At 66.4% G+C, this 12,928-nt stretch carries 16 protein-coding genes, 1 pseudogene and 1 riboswitch; of the genes and pseudogenes, 3 read left to right on the top strand and 14 right to left on the bottom strand.

Going from position 1 to position 12,928, the window contains the following annotated elements:
• Positions 1 to 30 precede the first annotated feature (30 nt).
• Positions 31 to 1,010 (top strand): annotated as a pseudogene (locus FYJ92_RS12230) (S1C family serine protease).
• A 4-nt stretch (positions 1,011 to 1,014) separates the two neighbouring features.
• Here FYJ92_RS12230 and FYJ92_RS12225 read toward each other — a convergent pair.
• The 11 genes from FYJ92_RS12225 to FYJ92_RS12175 all read right to left on the bottom strand — a co-directional run bounded on the left by FYJ92_RS12225 (position 1,015) and on the right by FYJ92_RS12175 (position 9,709).
• The gene (locus FYJ92_RS12225; protein ID WP_185260969.1) at positions 1,015 to 1,152 is read right to left on the bottom strand and encodes a hypothetical protein; all 138 of its coding nucleotides are present in this window, start codon (positions 1,150 to 1,152) and stop codon (positions 1,015 to 1,017) included.
• Between the two features lie 81 nt (positions 1,153 to 1,233).
• Positions 1,234 to 1,602 carry a hypothetical protein gene (locus tag FYJ92_RS12220; RefSeq protein WP_185260968.1) on the bottom strand — a complete coding sequence of 123 codons (369 nt, stop codon included), beginning with the start codon at positions 1,600 to 1,602 and terminating at the stop codon, positions 1,234 to 1,236.
• Positions 1,603 to 1,644: 42 nt separating this feature from the next.
• Positions 1,645 to 2,043 carry a CrcB family protein gene (locus FYJ92_RS12215; RefSeq protein WP_185260967.1) on the bottom strand — a complete coding sequence of 133 codons (399 nt, stop codon included), beginning with the start codon at positions 2,041 to 2,043 and terminating at the stop codon, positions 1,645 to 1,647.
• Positions 2,040 to 2,459, bottom strand: a complete 420-nt coding sequence (locus FYJ92_RS12210) for a CrcB family protein (protein ID WP_185260966.1) — start codon at positions 2,457 to 2,459, stop codon at positions 2,040 to 2,042. Before FYJ92_RS12210 ends, FYJ92_RS12215 begins: the two co-directional genes overlap by 4 nt.
• On the bottom strand, positions 2,460 to 3,173 hold the full coding sequence (locus tag FYJ92_RS12205) for a metal-dependent transcriptional regulator (RefSeq protein ID WP_185260965.1): 714 nt from the start codon (positions 3,171 to 3,173) through the stop codon (positions 2,460 to 2,462).
• Between the two features lie 31 nt (positions 3,174 to 3,204).
• Complete coding sequence (locus FYJ92_RS12200; protein WP_185260964.1) at positions 3,205 to 3,963, bottom strand: class I SAM-dependent methyltransferase; 759 nt, start codon at positions 3,961 to 3,963, stop codon at positions 3,205 to 3,207.
• Positions 3,964 to 4,069: 106 nt separating this feature from the next.
• Positions 4,070 to 5,494, bottom strand: a complete 1,425-nt coding sequence (locus tag FYJ92_RS12195; protein WP_185260963.1) for an aminotransferase class V-fold PLP-dependent enzyme — start codon at positions 5,492 to 5,494, stop codon at positions 4,070 to 4,072.
• Between the two features lie 35 nt (positions 5,495 to 5,529).
• Positions 5,530 to 5,643, bottom strand: a riboswitch (SAM riboswitch).
• Positions 5,644 to 5,799: 156 nt separating this feature from the next.
• Positions 5,800 to 6,612 (bottom strand): histidinol-phosphatase, encoded by an 813-nt coding sequence (hisN, locus tag FYJ92_RS12190; RefSeq protein WP_185260962.1) that lies wholly within the window; start codon positions 6,610 to 6,612, stop codon positions 5,800 to 5,802.
• A gap of 54 nt (positions 6,613 to 6,666) precedes the next feature.
• Positions 6,667 to 7,782 carry a ribosome small subunit-dependent GTPase A gene (locus FYJ92_RS12185; protein ID WP_185260961.1) on the bottom strand — a complete coding sequence of 372 codons (1,116 nt, stop codon included), beginning with the start codon at positions 7,780 to 7,782 and terminating at the stop codon, positions 6,667 to 6,669.
• Positions 7,766 to 9,166, bottom strand: coding sequence for a 3-phosphoshikimate 1-carboxyvinyltransferase (gene aroA / locus FYJ92_RS12180; RefSeq protein WP_185260960.1), 1,401 nt, complete (start codon positions 9,164 to 9,166; stop codon positions 7,766 to 7,768). Before aroA ends, FYJ92_RS12185 begins: the two co-directional genes overlap by 17 nt.
• Before the next feature lie 6 nt (positions 9,167 to 9,172).
• Positions 9,173 to 9,709, bottom strand: coding sequence for a DoxX family protein (locus FYJ92_RS12175; RefSeq protein WP_185260959.1), 537 nt, complete (start codon positions 9,707 to 9,709; stop codon positions 9,173 to 9,175).
• Positions 9,710 to 9,944: 235 nt separating this feature from the next.
• Between FYJ92_RS12175 and FYJ92_RS12170 the strand changes: the two genes are divergently transcribed.
• Both FYJ92_RS12170 and rsrA read left to right on the top strand, forming a co-directional pair.
• Positions 9,945 to 10,850 carry a sigma-70 family RNA polymerase sigma factor gene (locus FYJ92_RS12170; RefSeq protein WP_370526266.1) on the top strand — a complete coding sequence of 302 codons (906 nt, stop codon included), beginning with the start codon at positions 9,945 to 9,947 and terminating at the stop codon, positions 10,848 to 10,850.
• Positions 10,847 to 11,107: a mycothiol system anti-sigma-R factor gene (gene rsrA, locus FYJ92_RS12165; protein ID WP_185260958.1), complete on the top strand. Its 261-nt coding sequence runs from the start codon at positions 10,847 to 10,849 to the stop codon at positions 11,105 to 11,107. Before FYJ92_RS12170 ends, rsrA begins: the two co-directional genes overlap by 4 nt.
• Before the next feature lie 118 nt (positions 11,108 to 11,225).
• Here the strand turns inward: rsrA and FYJ92_RS19310 are convergent, their stop codons facing one another.
• The 3 genes from FYJ92_RS19310 to FYJ92_RS12155 form a co-directional block, all read right to left on the bottom strand.
• Positions 11,226 to 11,300, bottom strand: a complete 75-nt coding sequence (locus FYJ92_RS19310) for a 50S ribosomal protein bL37 (protein WP_104061284.1) — start codon at positions 11,298 to 11,300, stop codon at positions 11,226 to 11,228.
• 153 nt (positions 11,301 to 11,453) lie between these two features.
• On the bottom strand, positions 11,454 to 12,065 hold the full coding sequence (locus tag FYJ92_RS12160; RefSeq protein WP_185260957.1) for a PadR family transcriptional regulator: 612 nt from the start codon (positions 12,063 to 12,065) through the stop codon (positions 11,454 to 11,456).
• Complete coding sequence (locus tag FYJ92_RS12155; protein WP_185260956.1) at positions 12,065 to 12,907, bottom strand: DUF4097 family beta strand repeat-containing protein; 843 nt, start codon at positions 12,905 to 12,907, stop codon at positions 12,065 to 12,067. The genes FYJ92_RS12160 and FYJ92_RS12155 overlap by 1 nt, the downstream gene beginning before the upstream one ends.
• Positions 12,908 to 12,928 lie beyond the last annotated feature (21 nt).

The raw sequence follows: 12,928 nt of genomic DNA, 5'->3' as shown, positions 1-12,928 counted from the left end.
GAGGCAGCAAAGCCAGCCAGGAGGTGCGCCATGGACCCGGCGCGGGAACACAGCTTTCCAGCGGCCGACGACGGTCCGCTGGACTCGTATTCGGAGACCGTCATGCGCGTGGCCGAGACGGTCACGCCGCATGTTGCGGCCATTGAAATGACCGGAACCGACGTAACGGCCGTTTCCGGATGGGCGCCGGCTCGGCGGTGCTCTTCACGGAAGACGGCTACCTGCTGACCAATTCACACGTCGTGGCCGGCACGGACCAAGGCCATGCCGCTTTTGCGGACGGCAGCAGGACCGACCTTGAACTGGTGGGGTCGGATCCTTTGTCTGACCTCGCGGTGGTCCACGGCCGGGCGCCGAAAGTGGCGCCGGCGCAGTTCGGCGATGCCGAGGCGCTCCGGGTGGGCCAGCTGGTCATAGCGGTGGGAAATCCGCTGGGCCTGGCCGGATCAGTCACGGCTGGCGTGGTCAGCGGCCTGGGCCGCGCCATTCCGGTGTGGTCCAGCGGCAATCGGCGCGTGATCGAGGACGTCATCCAGACCGACGCGGCACTCAATGCAGGCAGTTCCGGCGGTGCCTTGGCCGATACGCACGGCCGCATCGTGGGAATCAACACCGCAGTGGCCGGCGCCGGGCTTGGCCTGGCCGTGCCCATCAACACCACCACGCGGCGGATCATCTCGGCGCTGCTGAAGGACGGCCGCGTCAGGCGGGCTTATCTCGGCGTTGTCAGCACACCCTTCCGGCTCAACGCCAGCGATGTGATCAGGTCGGGGCAACGCGACGGGCTGCGCGTGGTGGAGGTCCTGGCCGGTTCGCCTGCAGATCGCGGGGGCCTCCGGGCAGGTGACGTCATTCTGACAGCCGGAAGCCGCCCCGTCAGCAACGCTGAGAGCCTGCAGAAGCTGCTGTTCGCCGATGCGATCGGCCAGCCGCTGCCGATTCGGGTGCTGAGGGACGGCCAGGAAGTGGACATTGTGGCAGTGCCCGAAGAGATGGCCGGGAACGGGTAAACCGCTACCGGCGCTTCTTCAGGTGCGCTACCGGGTCCTGCGGGCCTTCAATCGGGCTCTTGGCCTTCTTCTCCGCGCGTTTTTCCTTGATGGTTTTAACCGGTTTCTTGTGCAGCTGCTGATGTGGTGACTTATCCGGCATGGCGTGCTCCTTACAATGGGGGACGGGCTGCGTCCCACTTCGTAAAATACGCCTGTTCAGCCCCGAATGTAATGCCCCGGATCAGTTCGGAACTGCAACGTCCGCAATGCCCACAAAACGCGTTCCGACGCCGTCGAACTCGCTCCTGATAAGGCCCGCCCGCAGCGGGGGCACCTCTTCCGGAGGATGGTGCTCGCACACCACATACGTGAATTCCGGCCACCATTTCTTGGGCCGCGCCGCTTCCTCATAGCCGCAGACGGCGCATTCCAAGTGCACCCAGACCGGACGCTTGCCGGTCCGGTTGGCCCGCGACTGGATCAGCCATGCCGGCGGGTTGTCCAGGATGTCGCCCAGCTCCGCCTCGGTCATTCGTTTGGGGATGCCATGGCGCTGGGCCATTTCCATCGGTACATCAAGGGCAATTGCCGCGTCACGTCTGCTAATCATCAGAGTCAACGATACGGGACGGGGCCAAGCCGGAAGAGTGTCCTACGACGCCAGTGCGATGCCCACAGCCGCCGCGGCGAAACCGGCGGCCAGGTTGGCACCGACGTTTAGGGCTGCGGCACCGAAGCGCGACTCGCTCAGCAGCCGCACCGTCGCGGTGGTCCAGGAGCTGAATGTGGTGAGGCCGCCGGCAAGGCCGGTGGCGACGGCGGTCTGCCACTCGGGTGCAAGGCCGAGCCTTCCGGTGACCCCGATGGACAGCCCGATAATCAGGCACCCGGTGACGTTGACTGTCAGCGTGGCCCACGGCCAGTGCCGCGGCGTCCCGCTGGAGCGCACGGCGCCACGGGGCCCCGAATGGTGGGCGAACCAGCTGTCGACGGCGAAGCGCAGCAGGGCGCCCGCCACGCCGAACACCCCCACCACGACCGCGCCCATCATGATGCTGCCTCCAGCCGGTCGGTGAGCAGCCGCCCGGTCCGCCAGCCACCGGCCGCGGCGCCCAGACCCAACGCCAGGGACAGCCCCAGGTAAGCCATCCACACCGGGTGTTCGCCGGCCGTGGCCAGCTGGTCAATCGAGAAAATTACGGCTGAGAACGTGGTGAACGAGCCCAGAAGTCCTGGCCCGAGGCCGGCGCGGAGCCAGAATGCCGTCCGCGGCCGGGCCATCCAGACCGTGGTGAGGCCGGCCAGCACAAAGCTGCCGGCCACATTGATTCCCAGGGTGGTCAAGGGCATTGTCCCCGCGGTTTCCGGAAACGCGAGTCCCAGGCCGTACCGGAGTTCCGTTCCGGCCAGGCCGCCCATCGCAACGGCCAGCCAGGCCTGCCATCCCGGCACGCGGGTGTTCGTCATTCAGGTGCCACTGAGGGTGCAGCCGGTGTGGGGGTGCTCGCTGTGGACCCAGAGCGCAGCGGTGACCTCATCCGTGAGATCGTAATCCCGTTTCCTGCCGGGGCTGATGATCCGCACCACCAGCGCGCCGCCGAACGGCTTGCGGCCCACGACCTCCACCTCGGCATCGAGATCGATATCCTCGGCGGAAAGATAGCGCAGCAGATCCGGGTTCTCGTCGCTGATGCGGGTGATCCGGCCGGTGTGCCCGGGATCGAGTTCGCCGAGCAGGTGGGCCTCTGGCAGCAGCACGGTGCCGTCCGCGGCGGGGATCGGGTCGCCGTGCGGGTCGCGTTGCGGGTTGCCGAGTTTCGCCGCCATACGCTCGATAAACGTGTCCGACACCGCATGCTCCAGCAATTCGGCTTCGTCGTGGACTTCGTCCCAGCTGTAGCCGAACTCCTGGACGAGGTAGGTCTCAATAAGCCGGTGCCGGCGCACCATGGACAGTGCCAGCCGGACACCGGAGTCCGTGAGGGTGATGGCGCTGTAGGGCTTGTGGTCCACCAGGCCCTGGTCCTTGAGCTTGCGGACCATCTCTGAGACCGAAGAATTGGCCACCCCCAGGCGCTGCGCGAGCTGGGAGGACGTAATTGGTTTATCCTGCCACTCCGTGAAGCCGTAGATGACCTTGACGTAGTCCTCGATCGAGGAGGAGGGCGCGCTGGTCTTCACGCCTCCAAGCCTACCCGGTGGTCTGCGCCCCTCACGCCTTCGCTGCCCGCCACGTCAGCGTCAGGTACGGCAGGCTGATGTCCTCTTCCACGGCGTGCCCCAGATGCTCGTGCAGATACCAGTCCAGATTGGCCAGGACCTTGCTGCGGGTGGCTTCGCCGGCGCGCAGGTAGTAGCTGCGGGTCTTCGTCAGTTCCATGATGTCCGCCGTGCTGAGGCTGTCCTCCCACCGCGCCACATGGCTTTCGAGGCCTTCAAACTCCGGGCCCACCACCGGTCGGAATCCGGGCTTGTAGACGTCGCCCGCATGCATGATGCGGGACAACCGGTGCACCCACGGAACAGACGTGTCCAGCTGGTTCCAGATCAGCCCCAGCGTTCCGCCGGGCCGCAGGATCCGCGCCAGTTCGGTGCTCGCGGGCAGCGGATCGCACCAGTGCCAGGCCTGCGCAACGCTCGCGACGTCGAACGAGGAGTCAGCGAGGCCGGTGCCCTCTGCGGTCCCCTGGGTCGCGTAAACCCCCGGGTAGTGTGCCCGCAGCTGGTCCAGCATGTCCGGGGACGGGTCCACGGCGGAAACCGCCAGGCCGCGTTCCAGCAGCAGGGCGGTGAACTTGCCGGTCCCGGCGCCCACGTCCACAGCGTCCCTGGCTCCGGAAGGGATCAGCCAGTCCGCTGCTTCGGCGGGGTAGCCAGGGCGTACGCGCTGGTAATGTTCGCCGCCGTCCTGGAAACTCTGTCCGAGTTCCAGACGGCGTCCTTGCTCAAGCCTGGGGCCACCCCGTGCCACGTGCGGCCTCCTTCAACTGCGCCCATCGGTATCCTTCGAATTTACCGTATAGGCCTCCACCCGGTGGGTGGCCGTCAGGTCAGGAAGTACAGGACGAAAGGCTCAGTCAGTCGTCAAGGCATGGAGCCGCGCCTGCCGTGCCCGGCGTGTTGGGCGCCCAATGCGGGTAGGTGCGGGTGTCGTTAGCCGGAACCCAGCGGCCCGCGTCCACCACGTAGTCCCAGCCCAGTCCGGTCCGGCGGAGCTGTTCCAGGCCTGCGAGGAGCCGTTGGGCGTCCTCCAGTCGGGAGCCTACGCCGAAGCTGGCCCGCAGCGAACCGGAGGGAAGGCCGAGGCGCTTGAGGAGTGGGTGCGCGCAAAAGCGGCCGTCCCGGAGGCCAACTCCGTGCTCGGCCGACAGGTAGGCGGCCACGAGGCCCGCGTCGTATCCTGCCACGGAGAAGTTCACCACACCGATGGTGCCGGTTTCGGCGTCCGTATCCGAGAAGATCTGGTGCACGGTGACGCCGTCGATCTTCCCGAGCCCGTCCACCAGGAATGACCGGATGGCCGCTTCGTGGGCGTGCCAGTGGTCCTGGTCCAAGGATGCGATGACCTGGGTGGCGCGTGCCAGGGTGGCCGCACCCAGGACGTTGGGGGAGCCGCCCTCGTGCCGGGCCGGGCCGGTGGCCCAGCTGACGCCGTCGAGCTTGGCCTCGCGGACGGCGCCGCCGCCGGCAAGGTGGGGAGTACCGGCGTCGAGCCAGTCCGCGCGGCCCACCAGGACCCCGGAGCCGAAGGGCGCGTAGAGCTTGTGGCCGGAGAAGGCGAGGTAGTCGACGTCGTCGGTGCTGATATTGATGCGCCGGTGCGGCGCCAACTGCGCGGCGTCCACCACGATCCGCGCCCCGTACTCATGGGCGAGGGCGGCCAGGGCCTTGACCGGGAGGATCTCCCCGGTGACGTTGGAGGCGCCCGTGACCGCGAGGAGACTGACGTTGCCCTGCTCAAGTTCGGCGCGCAGGACCTCAAGGGTCCCTACGATGGTGTCCGCGGCGACGACGCTGCGGTGCGGGACGCCCTGCCACGGCAGGAGGTTGGCGTGGTGCTCGATGTCCAAATAAAGGACATCGCCATGCGGCCGTCCGTCCGTCGCCGGCAGGCAACCCGCCAGCAGGTTCAGCGAGTCGGTGGTGTTCCGGGTGAAGATGACGGAGTCGTCCGGGCGCCCGCCCACAAAGTCGCGGACGACGTTCCGGGCGTTCTCGTACACGGAGGTGCTGATCTGGGACGCAAAGCCCGCGCCTCGGTGGACGCTGGCGTAGAACGGCAGGATCTCGTTGAGGTAGGCGGACACCACGGAGAGGGCAGGAGCGGATGCGCCGTAGTCCAGATTTGCGTAGCGGACATGACCGCCCTGGATCAACGGTGCCTGGATTTCCGCGCCGGTGACGGCGGAAAGGGGCCGCCCGGCGATGGTAGCGGCATCGTTGAACAGTGCAGCGGCGTTGCTGGGGGAAACACTGTTGGGGGAGACGGTGGCAGTTGTCACGGAGACCTCACTCTAAAAGGACACCCGGCACCGGGAATCCGCGCTTGCCGTGTCCATTCCGGACCGGCCTGGTCGTCACCCGGGGCACCCCACCGCGAATGGAGGGTTGCCGGCCAGCAAACCGGGGTTTAGCGCTGGCACTCGTGACCTGTTAAGAGCGTAGAACATCTGCCGCTGCAGAAAGGAAGCCAGCCCAATGTTAAGGACTTTGTTACGCGCGTTTGAGGAACCGCGCATTTGTCGAAGATACGACGGCGGACGCCCCCTTGAGGAGGCATCCGCCGTCGATAATTCGAAGAAAGTGCCTAGAGGAGATCGTCCAGGTCCGGGTTCAGCCGCTTGAGCACCTCTGAGTGCAGGATGGAGTTCGTGGCCAGGGCGTTTCCGCCGAACGGCCCGTCCTGTCCCTCCAGAGAGGTGAAGCGGCCGCCGGCTTCCACCACGATGGGCACGAGGGCAGCCATGTCGTAGAGGTTCAGTTCGGGCTCGCAGGCGATGTCCACGGCACCTTCGGCCACCATGCAGTAGGACCAGAAATCGCCGTAGGCGCGTGTACGCCACACGTCTTCGGTCAGTCCCAGGAATTCATCCAGGTTGCCGCGTTCCTTCCAGCCGCCCAGGCTGGAGTAGGACAGGGAGGCATCCGAAAGCTTGGAGACGTCCGAGACCCGGAGCCGCGTTGCCGCGGCGAGGGACTTGCCCATGTAGGCGCCGGAACCCTTGGCGGCCCACCAGCGCTTGCCCAGCGCGGGGGCACTGACCACTCCTACCACGGGTTCACCTTCGTCCACGAGGGCTATCAGGGTGGCCCACACCGGGACGCCGCGGACAAAGTTCTTGGTGCCGTCGATGGGATCAATGATCCAGCGGCGGGAGCCATGGCCCGAACTGCCGAATTCCTCGCCCAGCACGGCGTCGCGGGGACGCGAGCGGGACAGCTGGCCGCGGATGGCTTCCTCCGCGGACTTGTCCGCGTCCGTTACCGGCGTCAGGTCCGGCTTGGTCTCGATGCGGAGGTCCAGTGCCTTGAAGCGGCTCATGGTCTGGTCGTCCACGGAATCTGCCAGCACATGGGCAAGGCGCAGGTCATCGTTGTAGCTCGAAGCGGGTTGGATCATGGTTCCAAACTACCGTCTCCGGGCCGTGGGGTTGGGGACGTCGGCTTTTGGCCCCTAGCCGATGCTGCCCAGTTCCTTGGTTTCCTGGCCCACCAGGCGCGGATCAGTGCCGAGCAGCCGCCGCAGGGACGCGAGCCGGGCCGGGCCGGTGGGGCCCGCTTGACCGGCCGCCACCCAGGCATCCACGCCGCAGTTGACGGCCGCGGTGTTGTGCTTGCAACCACGCTCGCAGGCATCCGTGCCCGGTTCCAGGTCCGGGAAGGACCTTAGTATCCGGTCCGGATCCACGTGGGCCAGGCCGAACGAGCGGATGCCAGGGGTGTCGATGATCCAGCTACCGGCGGGGGCGCCGGTCAGTTTCAGGGCAAGGGCCGACGACGACGTGTGGCGGCCGCGGCCGGTCACCGCGTTCACGCCACCGGTAGCCCGTTCGGCCCCGGTGAGCGCATTGACCATGGTGGATTTGCCCACGCCGGAATGGCCCAGCATCACCGAGACCTTGCCCTCGAGGTACGCGCGGAGTTGCGAGACCGCGTCTCCGTCCAGGCGGGCAGAGAGGCCGTCATCGGAGCGGGCATCGATACCTGAGGCCTCGGAGTCCGACGTACGGCTGATGATCACCGGGAAGTCGAGGTGCTCATAGTTGGCCAACAGTTCCGCGGGATCCTTGACATCCGCCTTGGTTACGAGCAGCAGCGGCTCGATGCCGGCGTCGTACGCGGCCACCAGGGCGCGGTCAATGAAGCCGGTGCGTGGCTCCGGGTTCGCGGCGGCCACCACCACCACCAGCTGATCGGCATTGGCCACCACCGCACGCTCGATCGGATCAGTGTCATCGGCGCTGCGGCGCAGCAAGGTCCTGCGGTCCTGGATCCGGACCAGCCGGGCCAGGGTGTCGGGCTCCCCGGACACATCGCCTACAAGGGAGACGAAGTCGCCGGCCACCACGGGGGAGCGGCGCAGTTCGCGGGCCCTCGCGGCGATGATGATCCGTTCGTCGCCCGAGTCCTCACCGACGACGGCGGTGTACCGGCCGCGGTCCACGGTAATGATGCGGCCCGTGACGGCGTCGTCGTGGCTGGGGCGGTCCTTCGTGCGCGGCCGCGAGCCCTTTTTGCTGGGCCGGATCCGGACGTCGGACTCGTCCCAGGAATCAGTGCTGCGTGCCACCAGCGGAACCTTCCGTGGCGTCGCCGGCGGACGCGCCCTGGGCGAGCATGTCCGCCCACATCTGCGGGAATTCCGGCATGGTCTTGGCCGTGGTGGCGATGTCCTGGACCTCGATGCCCGGAACTGCGAGGCCGAGGATGGCGCCGGCAGTGGCCATCCTATGGTCCGCGTAACTGTGGACGACGCCGGCGTGCAGCTTGGCCGGGCGGATCACGAGGCCGTCGCTGGTCTCTTCCGCGTCGCCGCCGAGGCGGTTGATTTCGGTGACGAGCGCGGCCAGCCGGTCCGTCTCGTGGCCGCGCAGGTGCGCGATGCCGGTCAGCCGTGAAGGTCCGGCGGCCAGGGCGCAGAGGGCCGCCACGGTGGGGGCGAGCTCGCTGGTTTCGTCAAAATCCGCGCCCTTGATCTCTGGCCCGCCGGTGACGGTGAGGACGCCGTCAGCCAGGCTGACGTCCGCGCCCATGTCCGCCAGGATGCTGCGCCAGAGGTCCCCCACCTGGGTGGTGCCGGCGGGCCAGTCCGGGATGCGGACGGTGCCGCCGGAGGCCAATGCTGCGGCCAGGAACGGGCCGGCGTTGGAGAGATCCTGCTCGATGCGCTGATCAAAAGCATGGATAGGGCCCGGGGCCACCACCCAGTGATTCGGCAGGGAATCGTCCACGGTCACGCCGACGCCGCGAAGTACGGCAACCGTCATGTTGATGTGGTCCAGGCTGGGCACGGGTTTGCCCACGTGCTCCAGGTGGAGTCCGTCGGTAAACCTGGCGCCGACCAGCAGGAGGGCGGAGACAAACTGGGATGAGGCGCTGGCGTCGATCACTAGGTGGCCGCCCCGGACTTGCCCGGTGCCTTCAACGGTGAACGGCAGTGACGAGGGGGTCCCGCCGTCGTCCGCGGTCAGGGCCACTCCGAGGGCTCTCAGGGCCTCGATGATGGTGCCCATGGGGCGCTTCCGGGCGTGGGGATCGCCGTCGAACACGCTCACGCCGTTGCGCAGAGCCGCCAGCGGCGGAACAAAACGCATCACTGTTCCGGCGAGGCCGCAATCAATGTGCGTCGTCGACGACGGCGCCTCCTGGCTCAGCGGCGTGACCTCAAGGTCCGGCCCGAATGCTCCGTCGCCGGGCACCTCAGTGATGGTGGCACCGAGCTGGCGGAGGGCCTCGATCATCAGGGCGGAGTCCCGGGAATGCAGGGGTGCGCGGAGACGGGACGGCCCGTCAGCCAGCGCAGCCAGGACCAGGAACCTGTTGGTCAGGGACTTGGAACCAGGCACCGTCACGGTGGCGTTGATGGGCCTGCCGGCGAAGGGAGCCGGCCAGTGCGGAACGGTGTCGGTGCTGATGCGCGGGTCCGTGGTTGCGGGCGGGGTGGAACCGGTCATCCGTCCTTACGCCCCCGTTGCGTGATCCACGGCGCGGCGCACGGCCTTGTCCGCCTTGTGGAACTTTTGGCCGGTGGTCTTCCGCGCACCTGCAGCTGACTTCCGGGCGTCTGCGGCGAGGTGCTCGGCACGCCAGGCCAGGCCCGGCTTGCCGGCGGTGTCCACTGAGGCGAGCAGGGCGCCGCCGCTGAGGGAAACGTTCTTGAGCAGCTGGTTCCGGCGGGCCTGGCGGCCTTCCTTGGTGCTGATGTCCGCGCTGCGCCACTCCACAAAGGTATTAAGGAGGGAGATGACGGTCAGCAGTGATGCCGAGAGCCGGCTGAACTTGCCCAGGCCGAACAGTACGCCGGCACCCACCTGCGTTCCGCCGATCACGCGTGCCAGCATCTTCTCGTCGGCCTGGAACGGCAGCGACGCGGCCGCCTTCTGCAGGAACGGCGAGAGCTGGGTGGCGGTGTCATCGGCGTTCTTCAGCTTGTCCAGTCCGGCGACGACGAAACTGGAAGCCAGCATGGGGCGGGCGAGAGTACGGACAAAGGACATGGATTTCCTCCTGGCTGGACGAACCGCACCGAATGCGGCGGAGTCCGTTCTAGTCTTGCACTTTTGAGGAATATTTGCCTGCCGTCGGCGGTTATGAATTGCGGGTCCGCCGAACACCGGACGAATTGACACACCATGGATTGCCGGGCAGATATTTGCCTGGAACACCCTGGCCTGAGACAGAGTGGAGTTGCCCTTGAGGTTACTGAAGGACGGGACGGAACCCACCGGGCCGGTGGCGCTGCAGACTCTGGAATCCGATCCTCCGGAGTACGGAACATCACGTGCCAGGGCCGTCACAGTAGACTTGAACGCAATGAGCACCCTGGATCCGGCCCTCGAGGCCATGTATGAGGCATCCGAACGCGAAGCCAAAACAAGCAGCGAAGCCAATGCCAGCAGTGAAACGCCGGCAGGAAGCGACGCGCAGCCTGAAGCGGGCGTCCCTGCGGCCGCTGAGGCCGTGTCCGCCGAGCCTGTGTCCGCCGAGCCCGCGCCCACTGAGCAACCCGTGGATGTGGCCACCGAATCAGCGGAAGAACGCCGGGTCCGTTTTGAGCGTGATGCCATGCAGTACGTGGATCAGCTCTACTCGGCCGCCATGCGGATGGCCAGGAACCCCGCGGATGCTGAAGACCTGGTCCAGGAGGCCTACACCAAGGCGTTCTCAGCGTTCCACCAGTACAAGCCCGGTACCAACCTCAAGGCCTGGCTGTACCGGATCCTGACCAACACGTACATCAACCTCTACCGCAAGCGGCAGCGCGAACCCCTGCAGTCGAACTCGGACACCATCGAGGACTGGCAGCTTGCCAGGGCTGAGTCGCACACCTCCCGGGGCCTGCGCTCAGCCGAAGCTGAGGCGCTGGACCACCTGCCGGACTCGGACGTCAAGCGGGCGCTCCAGGCGATTCCCGAGGAATTCCGGCTGGCGGTGTACTTCGCCGACGTCGAAGGCTTCGCGTACAAGGAAATCTCAGACATCATGAACACGCCCATCGGGACAGTGATGTCCCGGCTCCACCGCGGCCGGAAAATGTTGCGGGACATGCTGGCGGACTATGCCGCCGAACGAGGATTCAAAGGCGCCGTCGAATCACAGGACACGGCCGCGAGCACAAAACAGGAGAACAGGAAATGAGCGACTGCCAAGGACTAGGCGACTGCGATGACGCCCGGATGCAACGCATCTACGAATACCTCGACGGGGCATTGACCCGCGAGGACATCACGGAAATCAAGACCCACCTTGATGAGTGCCCTGAGTGCACCGAGCAGTACGACCTGGAGTGCGTGATCCGCACCATGGTGAAGCGCTCGTGCACCGAGGCCGCTCCGGAAAACCTGAAGAACGCCATCCTGGACCGGATCCACTCCATCCGCCCGGTGGACGCCTGACACAAGCGCCACCCGCCTGCAGTACTGCAGGCGCAAAAAGAACAGCGCAAAGACGAAGGACCCCGGAAGCCGAGTGGCTTCCGGGGTCCTTCGCTTAAACCGTTTTCCAAGCTTTAGCTTAGGCGTTGGGGCGCTTCCCGTGGTTCGCGCCGCCACGCTTACGGTCACGACGTTTACGTGCACGCTTGCTCATAGCTGGCCTCCTTAAATGTTGGTACTCAAAAGAGCTGCCCTCAAGTCTCCCACACCATGGGACACGCCGCGAAACCGAAACGGGCTGTGACCGGGGCCAATACTGAGCGGCGGCGTCCGGCGGCTTGCTCAGCCGGTCGGCTCAGCATGCGGCTCAGCCAGGCAGTGAGTTGCGGATGGAGATGCGCGCCTGGTCCAGCACGGTCCTGACGGTTTCCAGTGTGAGCGCGCTCAGCGGTTGCCGGGTGGCCTGCAGCCGCAGCTCCACCCGCAGGTCGTCCCGGAACGCCTGCAGCAGCATCTCCGCTTCCTTCAGCTCCCGGAAGCCTTCGGACGACAGGCGGCCGACTCTCCTGAAATCCGCGGCCCGCGCCGTGGAACGGGCCGCCTCCGCTGTAGCCGCCAGGTCAGCCCGCAACCCGCGCATGTTGGCGCGGATATCCGACCGCAGGTTGTCCGCCAGGCGGCGGACGGAAGCGGAAATGTCGTTCTCGACGCCCGCGAGTTCCTCCCGGCGCTTGTTGAGTTCGGCAATGCCAGCCGCGGTGATGCGGTAGTTGGTGCGGCGGCCAACAGACTCGGTGTCAACGAGCCCCTCTTCCTCCAGCTTCCCCAGCCGCGGATAGATGGTTCCCGCGCTGGGGGAGTACGTACCGCCGAACCGCTCGCTGAGGGCCTTGATCAGTTCATAACCGTGTTTGGGCCCCGACTCCAGCAGCGCGAGCAGGTACAACCGGAGCGCCCCATGGGCGAACACCGGGGGCATCAGTGCCCCGCTTCCGGGCTTCTTGCGTCGTCGTTGCGGGCCGGCTGGCCATGGAAGATGGACGTTTTGCCGGACACCGAGTTCGTCCGGACCAGCATCAGCTTGCCGTCCGGTCCGGCAATGGTTTCCACCTTGCCGCCGGGCTGGGAGTACTGCTGGTCATCAATCACCACAACGCCGCTGGCAGACTTCGCCACGATATCCACCCCGACGTCGTGGGGCAGCCTGATGGTGAGGTCGCCGGAGACTGAATTGGCACCGAAATCGTGGGTGAATCCGAGCAAGTCAAAACTCATGTCGCCGCTGACCGTGTGAGCCCGGATGTTGCTGAACCGGCCGGAGGCGGTGACCTCGCCGGAGACGCTCTTGGCGGTCAGGACGCCGTCGTGGTTTCGCGCGATGACCTCGCCGCTGACGGTGTTGACGTGAAGTTCCCCGGACGTTCCGTCTGCCATCACTGAACCCGAGACGGTATTGAGCCGGGTGTGCCCGCTGATTCCGGAGACGAGGCCATCGCCGCTGACTGTCCCGGCCTCCACCTCCACGCCGGCCGGCAGGGCAATACTGATAACCGCGGAGTTGTTGCTGTTGTGGTTGACCGTGCCCATCAGGTTCTTGAACCAGCCCTGGGGGCCGTGCAGCTGATGGCGGACCTCAAGCCTGCCGTCCGTCAGCGTCACCGACACAGGATCGCCCTGGACCTCGTTGATCTCCACGCGAACAACGGCCTCTGAGTGGGTCACGACGTCGAACCTGCCGCGGACCATGCCCAGCTTCAGCGACCTGACGTGGCCAACATCGATGCTTTGCGGACCTGTGACGGTCCAGCTGTCCTCTGTCATGGATCCTCCAAAAACGCGATA

The organism is Pseudarthrobacter sp. NBSH8, assembly GCF_014217545.1.
In the GTDB taxonomy this organism is placed as follows: Bacteria; Actinomycetota; Actinomycetes; order Actinomycetales; family Micrococcaceae; genus Arthrobacter.
This window is presented reverse-complemented; position numbering and strand designations above follow the sequence as displayed.